Source organism: Ideonella sp. P3_A4 (assembly GCF_056403075.1).
Map to the genome: position 1 here is coordinate 1 of NZ_JBFUGE010000139.1, position 13,100 is coordinate 13,100.

General features: G+C 69.0%; 14 protein-coding genes. 1 reads left to right on the forward strand and 13 read right to left on the reverse strand.

Translation table 11 applies throughout. The features are described from left to right. Positions 1 to 60: 60 nt before the first annotated feature. The 11 genes from gspF to gspG form a co-directional block, all read right to left on the reverse strand. On the reverse strand, positions 61 to 1,293 hold the full coding sequence (gspF, locus tag AC1DYI_RS14385) for a type II secretion system inner membrane protein GspF (RefSeq protein ID WP_477204806.1): 1,233 nt from the start codon (positions 1,291 to 1,293) through the stop codon (positions 61 to 63). Positions 1,294 to 1,315: 22 nt separating this feature from the next. Then, positions 1,316 to 2,737, reverse strand: a complete 1,422-nt coding sequence (gene gspE / locus AC1DYI_RS14390; protein ID WP_477204807.1) for a type II secretion system ATPase GspE — start codon at positions 2,735 to 2,737, stop codon at positions 1,316 to 1,318. Between the two features lie 23 nt (positions 2,738 to 2,760). Further along, positions 2,761 to 5,019 (reverse strand): type II secretion system secretin GspD, encoded by a 2,259-nt coding sequence (gene gspD / locus AC1DYI_RS14395; RefSeq protein ID WP_477204808.1) that lies wholly within the window; start codon positions 5,017 to 5,019, stop codon positions 2,761 to 2,763. Positions 5,020 to 5,048: 29 nt separating this feature from the next. Then, positions 5,049 to 5,954 (reverse strand): type II secretion system protein N, encoded by a 906-nt coding sequence (gspN, locus tag AC1DYI_RS14400; protein WP_477204809.1) that lies wholly within the window; start codon positions 5,952 to 5,954, stop codon positions 5,049 to 5,051. A 29-nt stretch (positions 5,955 to 5,983) separates the two neighbouring features. Continuing rightward, positions 5,984 to 6,463, reverse strand: a complete 480-nt coding sequence (gene gspM, locus AC1DYI_RS14405; RefSeq protein WP_477204810.1) for a type II secretion system protein GspM — start codon at positions 6,461 to 6,463, stop codon at positions 5,984 to 5,986. 7 nt (positions 6,464 to 6,470) lie between these two features. Next, on the reverse strand, positions 6,471 to 7,988 hold the full coding sequence (gene gspL / locus AC1DYI_RS14410) for a type II secretion system protein GspL (protein ID WP_477204811.1): 1,518 nt from the start codon (positions 7,986 to 7,988) through the stop codon (positions 6,471 to 6,473). Between the two features lie 104 nt (positions 7,989 to 8,092). Continuing rightward, a complete protein-coding gene (gspK, locus tag AC1DYI_RS14415; RefSeq protein WP_477204812.1) occupies positions 8,093 to 9,067 on the reverse strand; it encodes a type II secretion system minor pseudopilin GspK in 975 nt (324 codons plus the stop codon). Beyond that, positions 9,064 to 9,717 carry a prepilin-type N-terminal cleavage/methylation domain-containing protein gene (locus AC1DYI_RS14420; protein WP_477204813.1) on the reverse strand — a complete coding sequence of 218 codons (654 nt, stop codon included), beginning with the start codon at positions 9,715 to 9,717 and terminating at the stop codon, positions 9,064 to 9,066. The genes gspK and AC1DYI_RS14420 overlap by 4 nt, the downstream gene beginning before the upstream one ends. Before the next feature lie 17 nt (positions 9,718 to 9,734). After that, positions 9,735 to 10,097, reverse strand: coding sequence for a type II secretion system minor pseudopilin GspI (gene gspI, locus AC1DYI_RS14425; RefSeq protein ID WP_477204814.1), 363 nt, complete (start codon positions 10,095 to 10,097; stop codon positions 9,735 to 9,737). Further along, positions 10,094 to 10,540 (reverse strand): pilus assembly FimT family protein, encoded by a 447-nt coding sequence (locus AC1DYI_RS14430; RefSeq protein ID WP_477204815.1) that lies wholly within the window; start codon positions 10,538 to 10,540, stop codon positions 10,094 to 10,096. The genes gspI and AC1DYI_RS14430 overlap by 4 nt, the downstream gene beginning before the upstream one ends. Before the next feature lie 28 nt (positions 10,541 to 10,568). Continuing rightward, the gene (gspG, locus tag AC1DYI_RS14435; protein WP_477204816.1) at positions 10,569 to 11,018 is read right to left on the reverse strand and encodes a type II secretion system major pseudopilin GspG; all 450 of its coding nucleotides are present in this window, start codon (positions 11,016 to 11,018) and stop codon (positions 10,569 to 10,571) included. Between the two features lie 60 nt (positions 11,019 to 11,078). Here gspG and AC1DYI_RS14440 point away from each other — a divergent pair, with 60 nt between their 5' ends. Next, positions 11,079 to 11,672 carry a hypothetical protein gene (locus AC1DYI_RS14440; RefSeq protein WP_477204817.1) on the forward strand — a complete coding sequence of 198 codons (594 nt, stop codon included), beginning with the start codon at positions 11,079 to 11,081 and terminating at the stop codon, positions 11,670 to 11,672. A 97-nt stretch (positions 11,673 to 11,769) separates the two neighbouring features. On the opposite strand, the gene AC1DYI_RS14445 is transcribed toward AC1DYI_RS14440, so the two are convergent. Next, positions 11,770 to 12,459, reverse strand: coding sequence for a hypothetical protein (locus tag AC1DYI_RS14445; protein WP_477204818.1), 690 nt, complete (start codon positions 12,457 to 12,459; stop codon positions 11,770 to 11,772). Positions 12,460 to 12,489: 30 nt separating this feature from the next. Beyond that, positions 12,490 to 13,100 (reverse strand): hypothetical protein (locus AC1DYI_RS14450; RefSeq protein WP_477204819.1); only part of this gene is annotated, 611 nt, incomplete at its 5' end.

Consider the following 13,100-nt stretch of genomic DNA (forward strand, 5'->3'; position numbering starts at 1 on the left):
GGGCCGAGCCTCTGGCTCGGCGCGGCCTGCAAGGCAGGCCCCCGGAGGGGCCGTGGGGGCCTATTTCACCCAGGTATTGAGCTGGATGATCGGCAGCAGCACCGACAGCACGATCAGCATCACGACGACGCCCATCGCGACGATCAGCAGCGGCTCTAGCACTGTGGCCACCGCAAGTGCGCGGCGTTGCACTTCGCCGCCGAGCTGGCGCGCGGCGCGCTCCAGCATCACCGGCAGCTTGCCGGTCTGCTCGCCCAGGCGGGCAAACATCGCCAGCAGGCCGGGGAAGCGCTTCTTGGCGGCCAAGGCCGAGGCCAGTGGCGCACCTTCGCGCACCTGCACCAGCGCGGCCATCGCGTCGGCACGCATCGCGCGGTTGCCCAAGGTTTCGGCCGCCGCCTGCAAGGCTTTCAAGATCGGTACACCGGCGCCGGCCAGCATCGCGAGCGTGCCGGCGAAGCGAGCCGCGTTGTAGCCCCGGGCCAGGCGGCCGAACAGCGGCAGGCGCAGCGTCGCCGCATCGAAGCGCTCGCGAAAGGCCTCGTTGCGCAGCGAGAAGCTCAGCATCGCGACGCCGGCGACCAGCAACACCACGACGACCCAGCCGTAGCTGCGCACGAAGGCGCTGATGGCCAGCATCGCGACCGTCAGGCCCGGCAACGCGCGCTTGGTGCTGGTGAAGACCGAGGCGACCTGCGGCACGACGTAGGTCACCAGGAAGGTGACGATGATGATCGCGATCAGCGAGACGATGGCCGGGTACAGCATCGCGCCCAGGACCTTGGCCTTCAGGGCCTGGCGGTCTTCCAGGTCGTCGGCCAGTTTCTCCAGCACGGCGCCGAGCGCGCCGCTGGCCTCGCCGGCCGCGACCACCGCACGGTAGACATCGTCGAACTCGCGCGGGCTCGACGACAACGCGCGGGCGAACGAGCTGCCGGCATTGACCTCGCTTCGCAGGTGGGCCAACAACTCGCGCTGGCGCGGCTCTTCGGCTTCATCGGCCAGTGCGGTCAGCGCCCGTTCGAGCGGCAGGCCCGAGCCGACCAGGCCAGCCAACTGGCGCGTCCACACCGTCAGGCCGCTGGTGCTGAAGGCGCGTCGGCCGAGACGGCTGCGGCCACTGCCGATACCGCTGTTGCCACCCTCGTTGCTCACGCCCACCGGCGTCACTGCCAGCGGCACCAGATCCTTGGCACGGACCTGGGCCCGCGCACCCTTGGCGTTGTCGGCCTCGACGATGCCGGTCGTCGTCTTGCCGGCGGCGTCGAGGGCTTCGAACTTGAAGGCGGTCATCGAGAGTTATCGGCGGTCGGGGTCATTCGCGGGTCACGCGCAGCAATTCCTCTTGCGAGGTGATGCCGGAGTCGATCAAACGTTGGCCGTCGTCGCGCATCGTGCGGAAGCCCGAGGCCTCGGCGGCCACGTAGAGCTGGCTTTCGGCCGCGCGGTTGTGGATCAGCGCGCGGATCTTGTCGTCCACGACCATCAGCTCGTAGACGCCGGTGCGGCCCTTGTAGCCGGTGTTCGCGCATTCGGGGCAGCCGACCGGATGCCAGCGGCCGCGCTCGTCTTGCTTCTTGCAGACCGGGCACAGCTTGCGCACCAGCCGCTGGGCCAGCACGCCCAGCAGGCTGGAGCTGAGCAGAAAAGGCTCGACGCCCATGTCGGTCAGGCGGGTCACGGCGCTGAGTGCGTCGTTGGTGTGCAGCGTGGCCAGCACCAGGTGGCCGGTCAGCGAGGCCTGGATCGCGATCTGCGCGGTCTCGAAATCGCGGATTTCGCCGATCATGATCACGTCCGGATCCTGCCGCAGGATCGCGCGCAGCGCGGTCGCGAAGCTCAGGTCGATCGCCGGGTTGACCTGCGTCTGGCCGATGCCGGGCAGCTCGTATTCGACCGGGTTTTCCACCGTCAGCACGTTGGTGGTGGCGGTGTCCAGGCGGGTCATCGCCGCGTACAGCGTGGTCGTCTTGCCCGAGCCAGTGGGGCCCGTGACCAGCACGATGCCGTGCGGCTGCTGCACCTGCCGGTTGAAGGCGGTCAGCACGTCGCCGCTCATGCCCAGGCTTTCGAGGCTGAACTTGGCTTCGGTCTTGTCCAGCAGACGCAGCACGGCGCGCTCGCCATGGGCCGAGGGCAGGGTCGAGACCCGCACGTCGATCGCACGACCGCCGATGCGCAAGGAGATGCGGCCGTCCTGCGGCAGGCGCTTCTCGGCGATGTCGAGCTCGGCCATGATCTTCAGGCGCGAGATCAGCGCCGCGTGCAGCGCCTTGTTCGGCTGCACCACCTGGCGCAGCGTGCCGTCGACGCGGAAGCGCACCGACGAGCTGCGCTCGTACGGTTCGATGTGGATGTCGCTCGCGCCGTCTTTCGCGGCCTGCGTCAGCAGCGCGTTGAGCATGCGGATGATCGGCGCGTCGTTGGCGGCTTCGAGCAGGTCCTCGACCGCCGGCAGTTCTTGCATCATGCGCGACAGGTCGACCGCGCTTTCGACCTCGCCGACCACCGCCGCGGCGCTGGCTTCGCCGCCGGCATAGGCCTCGGCCAGGCGCTTGTCCAGCGTCTCGGTGGCTTCGGATTCGAAGCGGTCGACGTTGTAGCGGCGCAGCACCTCGGTCAGTGCGCTGCGCGGGGTCGAGTCGGCCAGGCGCAGCACGAGCTGGCGGCCGTCGTCCTCCAGCAGCAAGGTGTTGGCCTTCGCGAAGGCGTAGGGCAGCGGGTGGCGTTGGCCCATGGGGTGCCTCTTTCCTGGCGGACTTATTGACCGGGCGTCGGCGCGGGCACGGTGGTCGGCGTCGAGGCCGGGGTTGGCGGCACGACGACCTGCTGATCCGGCAGCTTGCCGGCCTTGCGTTCCGGCAGCACGAGGTTGCCATCGACCGGCACCAGCGTCGTCGGGTCGCGCTGGATGTTGCCCTGCACGGCGCGGATCGCGTCGTAGCGGTCGATCATCATCTGCTCGGCGGCCTGGGGCGTGCGCAGCACCACCGGGCGCAGGAACAGCATCAGGTTGCTCTTGGTGCGCTTGCGGGCTTCGTTCTTGAACAGGTTGCCGATGATGGGGATGCTGCCCAGCACGGGCACCGCGTTGTCGGCGTCGCCGTATTCGTCTTTCAGCAGGCCGCCCAGCACCATCATGCTGCCGTCGTCGACGACCACGGTGGTTTCGATCGAGCTCTTGTCGGTGATCTGCTGGCCGCCGGCGCGCAGCGAGCTGTTTTCCTGGAACACCGTCATACGCACGGTGCCGCCTTCGCCGATCTGGCTCTTGATGCGCAGCGTGATGCCGACGTCCTTGCGCTCGATCGTCTGGAACGGGTTGACCGCGCCGTTGCCGGTGCCGGTGTTGGTGAACGAACCGGTCGTGAACGGCACGTTCGAGCCGATCACGATCTTGGCTTCTTCGTTGTCCAGTGCCACCAGGTTCGGCGTCGACAGCACGTTGGCGCCGGTGTTGGTCTCGAGGAAACGGGCCAGTGCACCGAGCGTGTAGAAGCCGGCGATCTTGCGGAACACGCCGATGTTCAGGCCGTTGCCGAGCAGCGAGCTCGGGCTGCCGGTGGTGGTGCCGGTGGTGGTCGAGCCGCCCGCAGCGCCCGAGAGCGACAGGTCGACGATGTTGCCGACCGAGCCGAAGTTGGTGCCGGCCACGCCCACCACATTGGCGCTGGTGCTGGCATTGCCGAGCAGGCTCTGCCACTGGAAGCCGAATTCGGCCGCCTTCTCGGCATCGACCTTGACGATCAGCGTTTCGACATAGACCTGTGCGCGGCGGGTGTCGAGCTGGTCGATCACCTGGCGCATCTGGCGGTACACCGGCTCAGGCGCCGAGATGATCAGCGAGTTGGTTGCTGGGTCGGCCTGGATCTGGCCGCCGGTGGACGGGCTGGCCGAAGCTGCCACCGGGGTGGTCGCGGCCGCGCTGAGGCCCGAGGCCGTGCCGCCGGCGCTGACGGCCGGGCTGGCGTTGGCGGTCGGGCTGGGGCGCGACACACCGCCGCTGCCCGAGCTGAAGCTGCCGCTCGAGCCGCTGGCGCTGCTGGTGGCCGCCGTGCCGCTGGCGATGGCGGCGCGCAGCACCTCGGCCAGCTTCACCGCATCGGCGTTCTTCAGGTAGACGACCCAGATGTTGCCGGCGGGGCCGCCGCCGGGGATCGGCTTGTCGAGCTTCTCGATCAGCGACTTGACGGCGTTCATGCGCACCGGGTTGGCGGTGCGCACGATCAGCGCGTTGCTGCGCGGCTCGACGACGATCGATGTCGCCGCGGCTTGGGTATTGGCACCGCCGGGCACGTTGGCACCGGCGCCGCCTTCGGTCAACTTCTGCAGCAGCGGGGCCAGATCGGCGGCCAGTGCATGCTGCACCGGGATGACCTCGATTTCGGACGCGGCCGGCTGGTCCAGCGCGGCAATGATCTTGGCCAGGCGCTGCAGGTTGTCGGCGTAGTCGGTGATGATCAGCGTGCCGTTGGCCGGGTTCGCGTTGATCGTGTTGTTGGCGCTGATCAGCGGCCGCAGCACGGCCACGAGGTTGTTCGGGTTCTCGTGGTTGAGGCGGAAGATCTGGGTCAGGATCTGGTCGCCGCGCAGCGTCGGCGCGCCGATCGAGACGGTGCCGGCCTGCAGCTTGGCTTCAGCTTCGGGCACGACCTTCAGCAGGCCCGCGTTTTCGACCACCGTGAAGCCCATGCCGCGCAGCGCGGCCAGGTAGCTGCGCCAGGCCTCTTGCGGCGGCTGCGCCTTTTCGCTGGTGACGGTGATCTGGCCCTTGACCCGCGGGTCGACGACGATCTGGCGGTCCAGCATCGCACCGATGGCGCGCGAAACGGCTTCGATGTCGGCATTGATGAAGTTCAGCGTGACCGGTGCCTTGGCGCGCGTCTTGGGCATCGGCGGATCGTCCGAGTCGTTCGACTGGCCATGGACGACCGGCGTGACGGCCAGCAAGGCGGCCAGGGCCAGCGGGGCCCAACGGCCGCGCAACGCTGCGACTTGACGAGAGAGCGGGCTCTTCATGGGACGGAGGCGGTGGTGCAAAGTCATGATCACCCGATCGAAATGACGGACGCTGCGCCGTTGCGGCGTCCGATGATGTTCAGCAAGTTGTTCAGTGCCGGCTCGAAGCCCGGCGCGGCGCGCGCGTCGCCGTTGAATTTGAGGCCGCGTTCGCCGAATTGGCCGCTGCCGTTGAGCTGCAGCGCGCCTTCCAGCGTGCGCAGCGTGAGCGCCGGGCGAGCCGCCGCGCCACTGGCGCCTTCGGCGCCGCCGCTCAGGCCGATGCGGTAGCTGCCCAGCGCGTCGAGCGTGGACAGGCGCGACGAGGCCTGCATCCAGTCCAGGTCGGCCTGGCCGCGAACCTGCCAGACGCCGCCGTTCGATTCAAGCGTCAGCCCTTGCGTGGCCAGTCGCAGTTGGCCACCCGGGCGCAAGGTGTTCCACGGCGCACCCAGGCCTTCCAGCCAGGCCGCGGGCCAGTGGCCCACGCCGCTGGTGCCCGGCTTCACCGCGACCGACATCTTGTTCCAGCCCGGCCGCCATTCCAGCTCCAGGCCGGGTTCGATGCAGCAGCCCTGCGACAGTTTCAACCGCAGGCCACCGAAGAAGGGTGAGACCGACCAGTCCAGCCGCGAAGGCAGAACGGCAGCGTCCTTGCTGCCGGCGCCGCCAGTCAGCACCGGCAAGGCGCTGCCCTGCCAGATGCTGCCCTCGGCTTCAGCCAGCAGCAGGCGGCCGTTGGTGGCGCTGGCCACGCTGTCGGCCAGCCAGGATGCTGGCGCATAGGCGATGAACGCATAGAAGCCGCCCAGCACCGCACCCGTCACCGCCCAGCGGACCAGGTGCGGCGAGTTGGCTGCTGCTTGCAGGCCACTGCGCGCACGACGCATCCCGAGCAAGATGCTGTCGTCGAAAGTGGACAGGCTCCAGCCGGTGCGGGTGGGGGATTTGGCCATGGCGTGTCGTGGGTGGCGTGCCGTGCCGCTCAGGGGTTCGCCGCCAGCGTGACCACGACCTGGCCCGACAGGCCGCCCTCGGCGCGGTTGACCTGCATGTCGACCGGCCGGGCGCGTGCGCCGCTGCGCACTTCGGCCAGCCAGGTGCGCAGGGCTTCCGGCGAAACGCCGTTGACGCTCAGTGTCGCGCGCTCGCCGGCCTGACTCAGCTTGCCGTTGGCGCCGAGCCGATCGGTGGCCGACTTGAGCGCTTCGGCGGCCTGTGCCGCATTGACCGGCGGCTGGGTCTTCAGGTCACGCGCCTCGTTGGCCAGGCGCTGCATCTGCATCCAGTCGAGTTCGAGGCTGCGCTTTTGCGCCGGCACGGTCTTCCAGGTCGTCCAGGCCGAATACAGGCCCACGTACCACAACAGCAGCAACGCAATCGCGCCGGCGCCAATGCCGACCAGCATGCGTTCGCGCGGCTGCATGCGGGCCCAGCGCTGTTGGAGTTCTTGTTGTGCGTTCATCGGGGCCTCACCTGTCGACGTTGTTGTTCACGCCGGTGGGCGATTGGGTCGGCATGCGCTGCGGCTGCACGGGGACCGGGGCACCAGGGCGCGACGGCGTGCTGCCTTGCGGGCCCCTGGGCAGGCCTTGCGGCAGACCGGGTGACGGCTGCGCGCCCGCGCCGGGTGGCACCATGCGCGGCGGTGGGGGAGAGCCACCGGGGGCCTGGTTCGGTGTCGGGGTGGCCGGGGGGGCGGTGGGGCCCGAGCGAGACGGCCCCAGGGCCGGCTCGGGGCCGATGTCGCTGATCTTGGCGCGGGTCAGCGTCAGCCGGCCGGGCACCGACTCGGCGTCGTAACCCAGCGGGTGCAGCCGCGAGCGGAAGCCTTCGACCTCTTGCGGGCTCCAGCCGGCGCTGCTGATGCTCAGGCGCCCCGGCTCGTACTTCAGGCCGTCGGCCGGCGCGCGCGACGGCGGCCACGCGGCCTCGGCCGCGTACATCAGCGGCTCCAGGTCGGCTTCACCCGGCTTGCCGGCCGAGGCCCGCAGCAGGTCGATTTCCTTTTGCATCTGCGCCGGTGCATCGACGATCGCGCGCACCTGCGGGAACGTGGTCTGCAGCAGCGTGGTCATCGCCGCCTTCTGCTTGGTGACGGCCTGGCGCTGTTGCCAGGCCCAGACGTTGATGCCGACCAGGTTCAGCAGCAGCAGCACGGCCACGCCGTAGCGCGCCGGCCGCCAGGCCGGTGAGGTCCACAGCTGTTGCAGCAACTCTTTCGCCGCGCGGCTGCCGCGGCGCTGCGGCATCAGGTCGAATTGGCGCAGGTTCCATTCACCGCGCGACGCGGCGAACAGGAACTCGCTGTTCGACAGGGCGGCCACATTGCCGCCGGCCAGTCGAACCGCGTCGGCCGCGCATTCGGGCTCGGACGTCCAGCGCACCGGCAGGTCGCCGCCTATGCGTGCCAGGAAGGTGCGTGTGGTGTCGCTGGCGGCCGGCAGGCACAGCGGGCCCTGGCTGTCGCGCCAGGCCAGCTGGGTGCCTGGGTCGCTGCCATCGGCCTGCGGCTCCCCGCGGAAGAAGTGGCCGGCGGGCGCGTCGTCCGGCACCCAGGCCGGCACCACGCGCTCGACCGTCAGGCCGTCGGCTTCCAACGCGTCGAGCTGGGCCTTCAGCCAGGCCTTGCTCAGGGCGGCCACCCAGACCGAGTCGCCGGGTTTGGCGTGGGGCGCCAAGGCCAGATGCAGCTCGCTGTCGTCTTCGAGCAGCACGTCTTCGAGCACGCTGGACAGTGCCGCGCGCAGCTTGGCCGCAGGCGCCTTCGGCAAGGTCACGCGGTGCCAACCGATGCCGTTAGGTGGCACCACGGCGACCACCGACTGGGCCTTGGGCAGCAGCGCCGGCGCGGCGCGGCTGGCTTGCAGGCGCGGTCCGCTGTCGGCACTGAACACATAGTCGTATTCGGCCGGCGCGAACGCGGCACCCGCCGCCCCCTGGGACGACAGCCGGGGCGGCACGGGCAAGGCAACGATCAGGGTCGACATGGATGCGTGTTCAGGACCGGTTCACACGATGCAGGGCGGGGGCCGCTGCGCACGGGAGCGCTATTGTGGCGTGGCGCGCAGGGCACCCCTTGGGCTGGCGATTGTCATTCATGGGGGAGCCTTTCCCGCCGCAGCACGACGACCTCCTGGCCACGCCGGGTGACCAGCGTCAGCTCGCGCAGCGAAAAGTTTTCGTAGCGCAGTTCGCCGAGGATCTCGAAGTTGTTGGAGTTGATGCCGACATGGTTGGCCTCGGTCAGCTGTGCGTGCACCTTCTCGGGTAGCAGGGTCTTCAGGTCTTCGAGGCTGCGCACGTCGGCCGACAGTCGCTTTTGCGCAAAACGTTCTGCGCTGCCACGGTCGAGGCCGTCCAGCACCGCCACCAGCACCTCGGGCGGTGCGGTCAGCAGGTTCACGTTGGTCTCGCCCGGCAGGATGATCACGTAAGGCGCCAGGCGCCGTACCGCGTCGGCGTCCAGGCCGAACCAGGTCAGTTGCTGGATGCGTTGCGGCGGCAGCGGCGCGCCGGGCGACACGGCCTCTTCGTCGTCCAGCTGATCCTCCGCCATGTCCGCGCCCTTCATGCCGTCGGCGATGCGGTTGGCGGTCTCGGGCGGAATGCCCAGCGCCTCGCACAAGCGCCGGAGCTTGGCCAGCTCCTTCGCGGCGTCGGCGTCCTCGTCGGTGATCAGGCTCTTCAGGTTGTAGCGCGACTGGGCGTCGGTGATCTGGCCCGACAGGAAGGCTTCGAGGCCGGTGTCCTCGGTGTTGTTCTTGTCGGCGGCCAGAAAGTCCGACAGCTTGACGTCCTTCAGCGGTGTGTTCCAGGGCTCGTTCAGCGTGTCGACGTTCGGATGCTCGCGGTCCTGCGCGTCGGTGCGCAGGATCAGCCGCGAAAAGTCAGTCGCGCCTTCGATCAGCCACGACGCCTGCGAGCGCGCCCGCTCGGCCGCTTCGACCTCGATGCCCTTCCACTGCTGCCACACCATGCCGGCGGCCAGCGTGGCCACCAGGGTCACGATCAGCATCGCGAGCAGGAGCGCGGCACCGCGTTGGCGGGAGGGTGAGCGGGGCGTCACTGCGAAGGCCTCACCATCAGGTCACGCGTCAGCAGCCCGGTGGGCAGCTTCAGCACCAGCCGCACGCCGGAGGGCAGGGCCTCGTTCTCGCCGCCGATCGGGGGCGGCGGAACCCCGCTGCCGGGTGTTTCCGGCGGCGCAGGCGGTTGCTCGATGTCGCCGGTCGACTGCGCGTTGCTCCAGCTGTTGCCGCGAAAGAAATAGATCTGCTGGCTCTCGACCTGCTCCAGCATCTTCAGCGCGTCGCCCTGGATGGCCGACCACTGCTGGCTGCGGATCCACCACTCCTGCAGGTCCTGGATGCGGGTCACCGGCGGCGCGGCCCAGCGGTACCAGTTGCCGCCCTGCAGTGACCAGACGACGAGCTGGATGCCACCCGGCCCGCGCCGCGTCATGCGCAGCGACGCGCCATCGAACTTCAGGCCCGGCGCGGCATTGCTTTGCTGGACCTGCGTCAGGTCCTGCTCCCACTGCGACAGCACCGTGCCTAGGCGCAAGGCGGCCTCGCCGCTGCGCTGCGCTCCTTCGCGTGCCCGCACCAGCCCGTCGATGCCCTGCCAGGCCATCGTCGTCAGGATCGCCATGATCAGCAGCGCGACCATCACCTCGACCAGCGTGAAGCCGGTCTCGGCGCGGCAGGGTGAACGCATGGGCTGCCGATCCATCGTCAATACCGCGGCAGGATCACCGACAGATGCGTCAGCGACTGGCCGCGGCCGTCCTTCACATTGGTGTCGATGACGCGGAAGTTCGGGTTGAACGAAGCCCGCACGACCATCGTCACGCTGTAGGTCTGGCCCAGCTCTTCGCAGTCGAAGCTGCTTTCGCCGACATCGGGGAACTGCTTCGCGAGCTTCATGCCGACCAGCCGGTTGTCGGCGCACCACTGGGCCAGCGTCACGTCGGACAGGCGCTGCGAGTTGTTCAGCAAGGCACCGGCGGCACGGCTGCCGGCGGCCAGCGCAACGGCGACGATGGCCACCGCAACCAGTACTTCGACCAGCGTAAAGCCGCGAGATACCTTTCTCACGGTTGCTCTTCCGGGGCGACCACGACGAAGGGCCCCAGGCCATCGGTCGCGAGCACCAGCTGCCGGTCTTCGATGCGCAGCACCACGCGTTGGGCACCGATCACCGGCTCGGGGCCGAGCCGCAGTACCGGCGCGCCGATGACCTCGCCGCGCGTGCGCTCGTCCAGCCAATGGGTCGGGATGCCCGAGTCGGCCGGCAGGCCGGTGAAGCTGAAGCCATTGCCGATCTCGCGCTTGGGCTGCCACAGCACCTCGGTGCCCTCGGCTCGGGCTCGCGCCCGGGCGCCTTCGAACAGCGCCGCCAGGCGGGCGCCTTCTTCTTCCAGCCGGTTCGCATCGGCATCACGCAAGGCGAGCGTGGCCATGCCGGTCGCGATCCCGATGATCATCACGACGACCAGCAGTTCGAGCAGGGTGAAGCCGCGCGCCTGCGCACGCTTCAAGGTGTGTGGCATCAAGAACGCGGCCGGCTTATTGCCAGGAGCCGATGTCGGCGTTGGTCCCTTCGCCGCCCGGCTGGCCATCGGCGCCGTAGCTGAAGACATCAATGTCGCCCTTGACGCCGGGGTTGGCGTATTGGTAGGCAGCGCCCCACGGGTCGTTGGGCAGCTTTTCGATGTAGACGCGCCAGTTCGGCGGGATGGTGYCGACCGACGGCTTTTGAACCAGCGCCATCAGGCCCTGCTCGGCAGTGGGGAAGCGGTTGTTGTCCAGCTTGTAAAGCTTCAGGGCCTGCATGATGTTGCCGACGTCGGCGCGGGCCGCAGTGGCTTTGGCCTTCTCGGCGTTTTCGAGCACGCCCGGCACGATCAGCGCGCCGAGCACGCCGATGATCACGACCACGACCATGATTTCGATCAGCGTGAAGCCGGCCTGGGCGCCGCGGCGGGCGGAAGAAGCGATGCGGTGCGTGACGCTCATGATGGGGAGATGGCTGTTAAAGCCTTCTGTGCAATAAGTGGCATGAATCATAATCGTCGTATGGCATCGCGATTGTTAACACTGGCCGTTTGGGCATTGGTCCTCGCCAGCGCCGTTTTCTGGGCGCTGAAGGTTTTTTCGTCGCGCACCGTTCTGCCGCCGAACACCCAGATCCCGGCGCGTTCGCTGGCGATGGGCGGCGAGTTGCGCCGGCTGCTCGGCACGTCCGAGAAGGCCGTCGAAGAAGAAGGGCCGGTCGATACGAGCGACCGCTTCCATTTGCTGGGCGTGGTTGCACCGCGTGGGGCCGACCATTCGCCGCAGGGCGTGGCGCTGATCGCTGTCGGCGACCAGCCGCCCAAGGCCTGGCGCACCGGTAGTGTGGTCGATGGCGACACCGTGCTGTTGGCGGTCAGTCAGCGCTCGGTGCAACTGGGGCCGCGCGGCGGCCCGGCCACCACCGAGCTGACGCTGCCTGAGCCGACGCCGATCGCCGCGCCGCCGCGCCAGGCGTTGAACCAGATGAACCGCCCGGTGCCGATGATGCCGGCCGGTGTGCCGGGCCAGAGTCCGGTCCAGCACCAGCCGCAGGCTCAACCGGTGCAGCGCAACGCGCCGCCGCAGCAGGAAGACGAAGACAACGAAGAGGACTGAGCCTCGGGTCCCAGGCCGGCGAATCCAGCTGGCCGGCCATCAAGAATCCTCAAGGAAGCCCTCGCGCCACCGTGCCCGAGGGCTTTTTCAATTTTCCTCACGGCCCACACTGGTGTGGCGCGGGCGGCACCAAATCCCAGCCGAACGGGCCGTCGCGCAGCTGCAGCCCACCTTGCGCGGGCTGGCCGGGGCAGGCCGCAGGCGCTTCGGGCCACAGCCATTCGAGCCGCACTGCCGCCGCGTCGTCCCGCCAGCTCTTGACGGCCCAGCTCAGGCCCGGCGCGGCCTCGAAGCGGTACTGCAGCGACCAGCGTGGCCCCGAGCGCTGGTACAGCGCCAGCACGTTGCCGCTGGCGATCACGAAATGCCGGCCGCCTGGCGCCGGCGAAGGCAGGGCCTCGACCCGCAGCGGCGCCTGGCCGCTTTCTCCCACCAGCCAGTAGGCCGGCAACTGGGTCGGTGTCGCGGCGCGCACCACGTGCAGCAAGATGCCGTCGAGCCGGCCGAGGTAGGTGTGGACCAGTGGTGGCTGGTCAACGAAGCGCGCCGACGGTTGCAGGCCGAACTGCAGGGTCAGCTGGGGGCCTTCGCGCTTGGCCGCGCCGGCGCTGTCGCGCAGCGCATGGGCTTCCAGTTGGCCCAGGCAGGCGGCTTCGGCGCCACAGTGCTGGATGGCCTCCAGCCCGACCGCGCCGGCCCTGTCCGGAGCACCAACGAAAAAGGCGGCGAGCCCGCACGCGAGCCACACCGCCTTCGATTTGCCAACAAGCTGCTTGCAGGCCCTCATGGACCTGCATTGTGGTGCAGCGGGGCCGGTTTACTTGATCTTCAGGAACACTGCGCTGACCGGGCCCTTGTTGCCTGAGGCGTCCACGCCACGCACGTAGACGAAGTGCTTGCCCTTGGACATGCCGGTGGTCGACAGCGCCAGGGTGGCGCCCTCGGTCTTGGTGTTGAACGAGCCGTCGGCCGCGCTCATGTTCAGCGGCGACGCACCCGGCATCCATGGCGGCGTGTCGATGAAGACCTCGGCGCCCGCGACGTTCTGCGTCGGCTCGGTGCCGTTGCTGTTGTTGAAGCGGGTGTCGTCGATCGTCGCAGTCACGGTCACCGGCGTGCCGGCAGGGATGCCGTTGGTGCTGAGCTTGACCTTCAGCGACTCCGGCCCGGCGGGCGTGAGGTACGGCGTGCGCACCACCTTGGCAGCGTACATCAGCGCGTTCAGGTTGTCCGGCTTGATCGTGTTCTCGTAGGTCGTGCAGCTCTGGAAGAACGAGGTGCCCAACTCGATCGTGAACGCGGGCACACCCAGCTCGCCGTAGCTCACCGCATCTGACGTGCCGTCGGTCGCATACAKGCCGATCGACTGCTCCGGCGTGTAGTGGTTGAAGTAGGCGAACTTGCGGCCCAGCGTCTGCAGCGCGGTGC

Excerpts from the sequence above, each read along its gene's own strand:
- gspF (WP_477204806.1), bottom strand. The coding sequence starts at position 1,293 with ATGACCGCCTTCAAGTTCGAAGCCCTCGACGCCGCCGGCAAGACGACG.
- gspE (WP_477204807.1), bottom strand. The coding sequence starts at position 2,737 with ATGGGCCAACGCCACCCGCTGCCCTACGCCTTCGCGAAGGCCAACACC.
- gspD (WP_477204808.1), bottom strand. The coding sequence starts at position 5,019 with ATGAAGAGCCCGCTCTCTCGTCAAGTCGCAGCGTTGCGCGGCCGTTGG.
- gspN (WP_477204809.1), bottom strand. The coding sequence starts at position 5,954 with ATGGCCAAATCCCCCACCCGCACCGGCTGGAGCCTGTCCACTTTCGAC.
- gspM (WP_477204810.1), bottom strand. The coding sequence starts at position 6,463 with ATGAACGCACAACAAGAACTCCAACAGCGCTGGGCCCGCATGCAGCCG.
- gspL (WP_477204811.1), bottom strand. The coding sequence starts at position 7,988 with ATGTCGACCCTGATCGTTGCCTTGCCCGTGCCGCCCCGGCTGTCGTCC.
- AC1DYI_RS14420 (WP_477204813.1), bottom strand. The coding sequence starts at position 9,717 with ATGCGTTCACCCTGCCGCGCCGAGACCGGCTTCACGCTGGTCGAGGTG.
- AC1DYI_RS14440 (WP_477204817.1), top strand. The coding sequence starts at position 11,079 with ATGGCATCGCGATTGTTAACACTGGCCGTTTGGGCATTGGTCCTCGCC.
- AC1DYI_RS14445 (WP_477204818.1), bottom strand. The coding sequence starts at position 12,459 with ATGAGGGCCTGCAAGCAGCTTGTTGGCAAATCGAAGGCGGTGTGGCTC.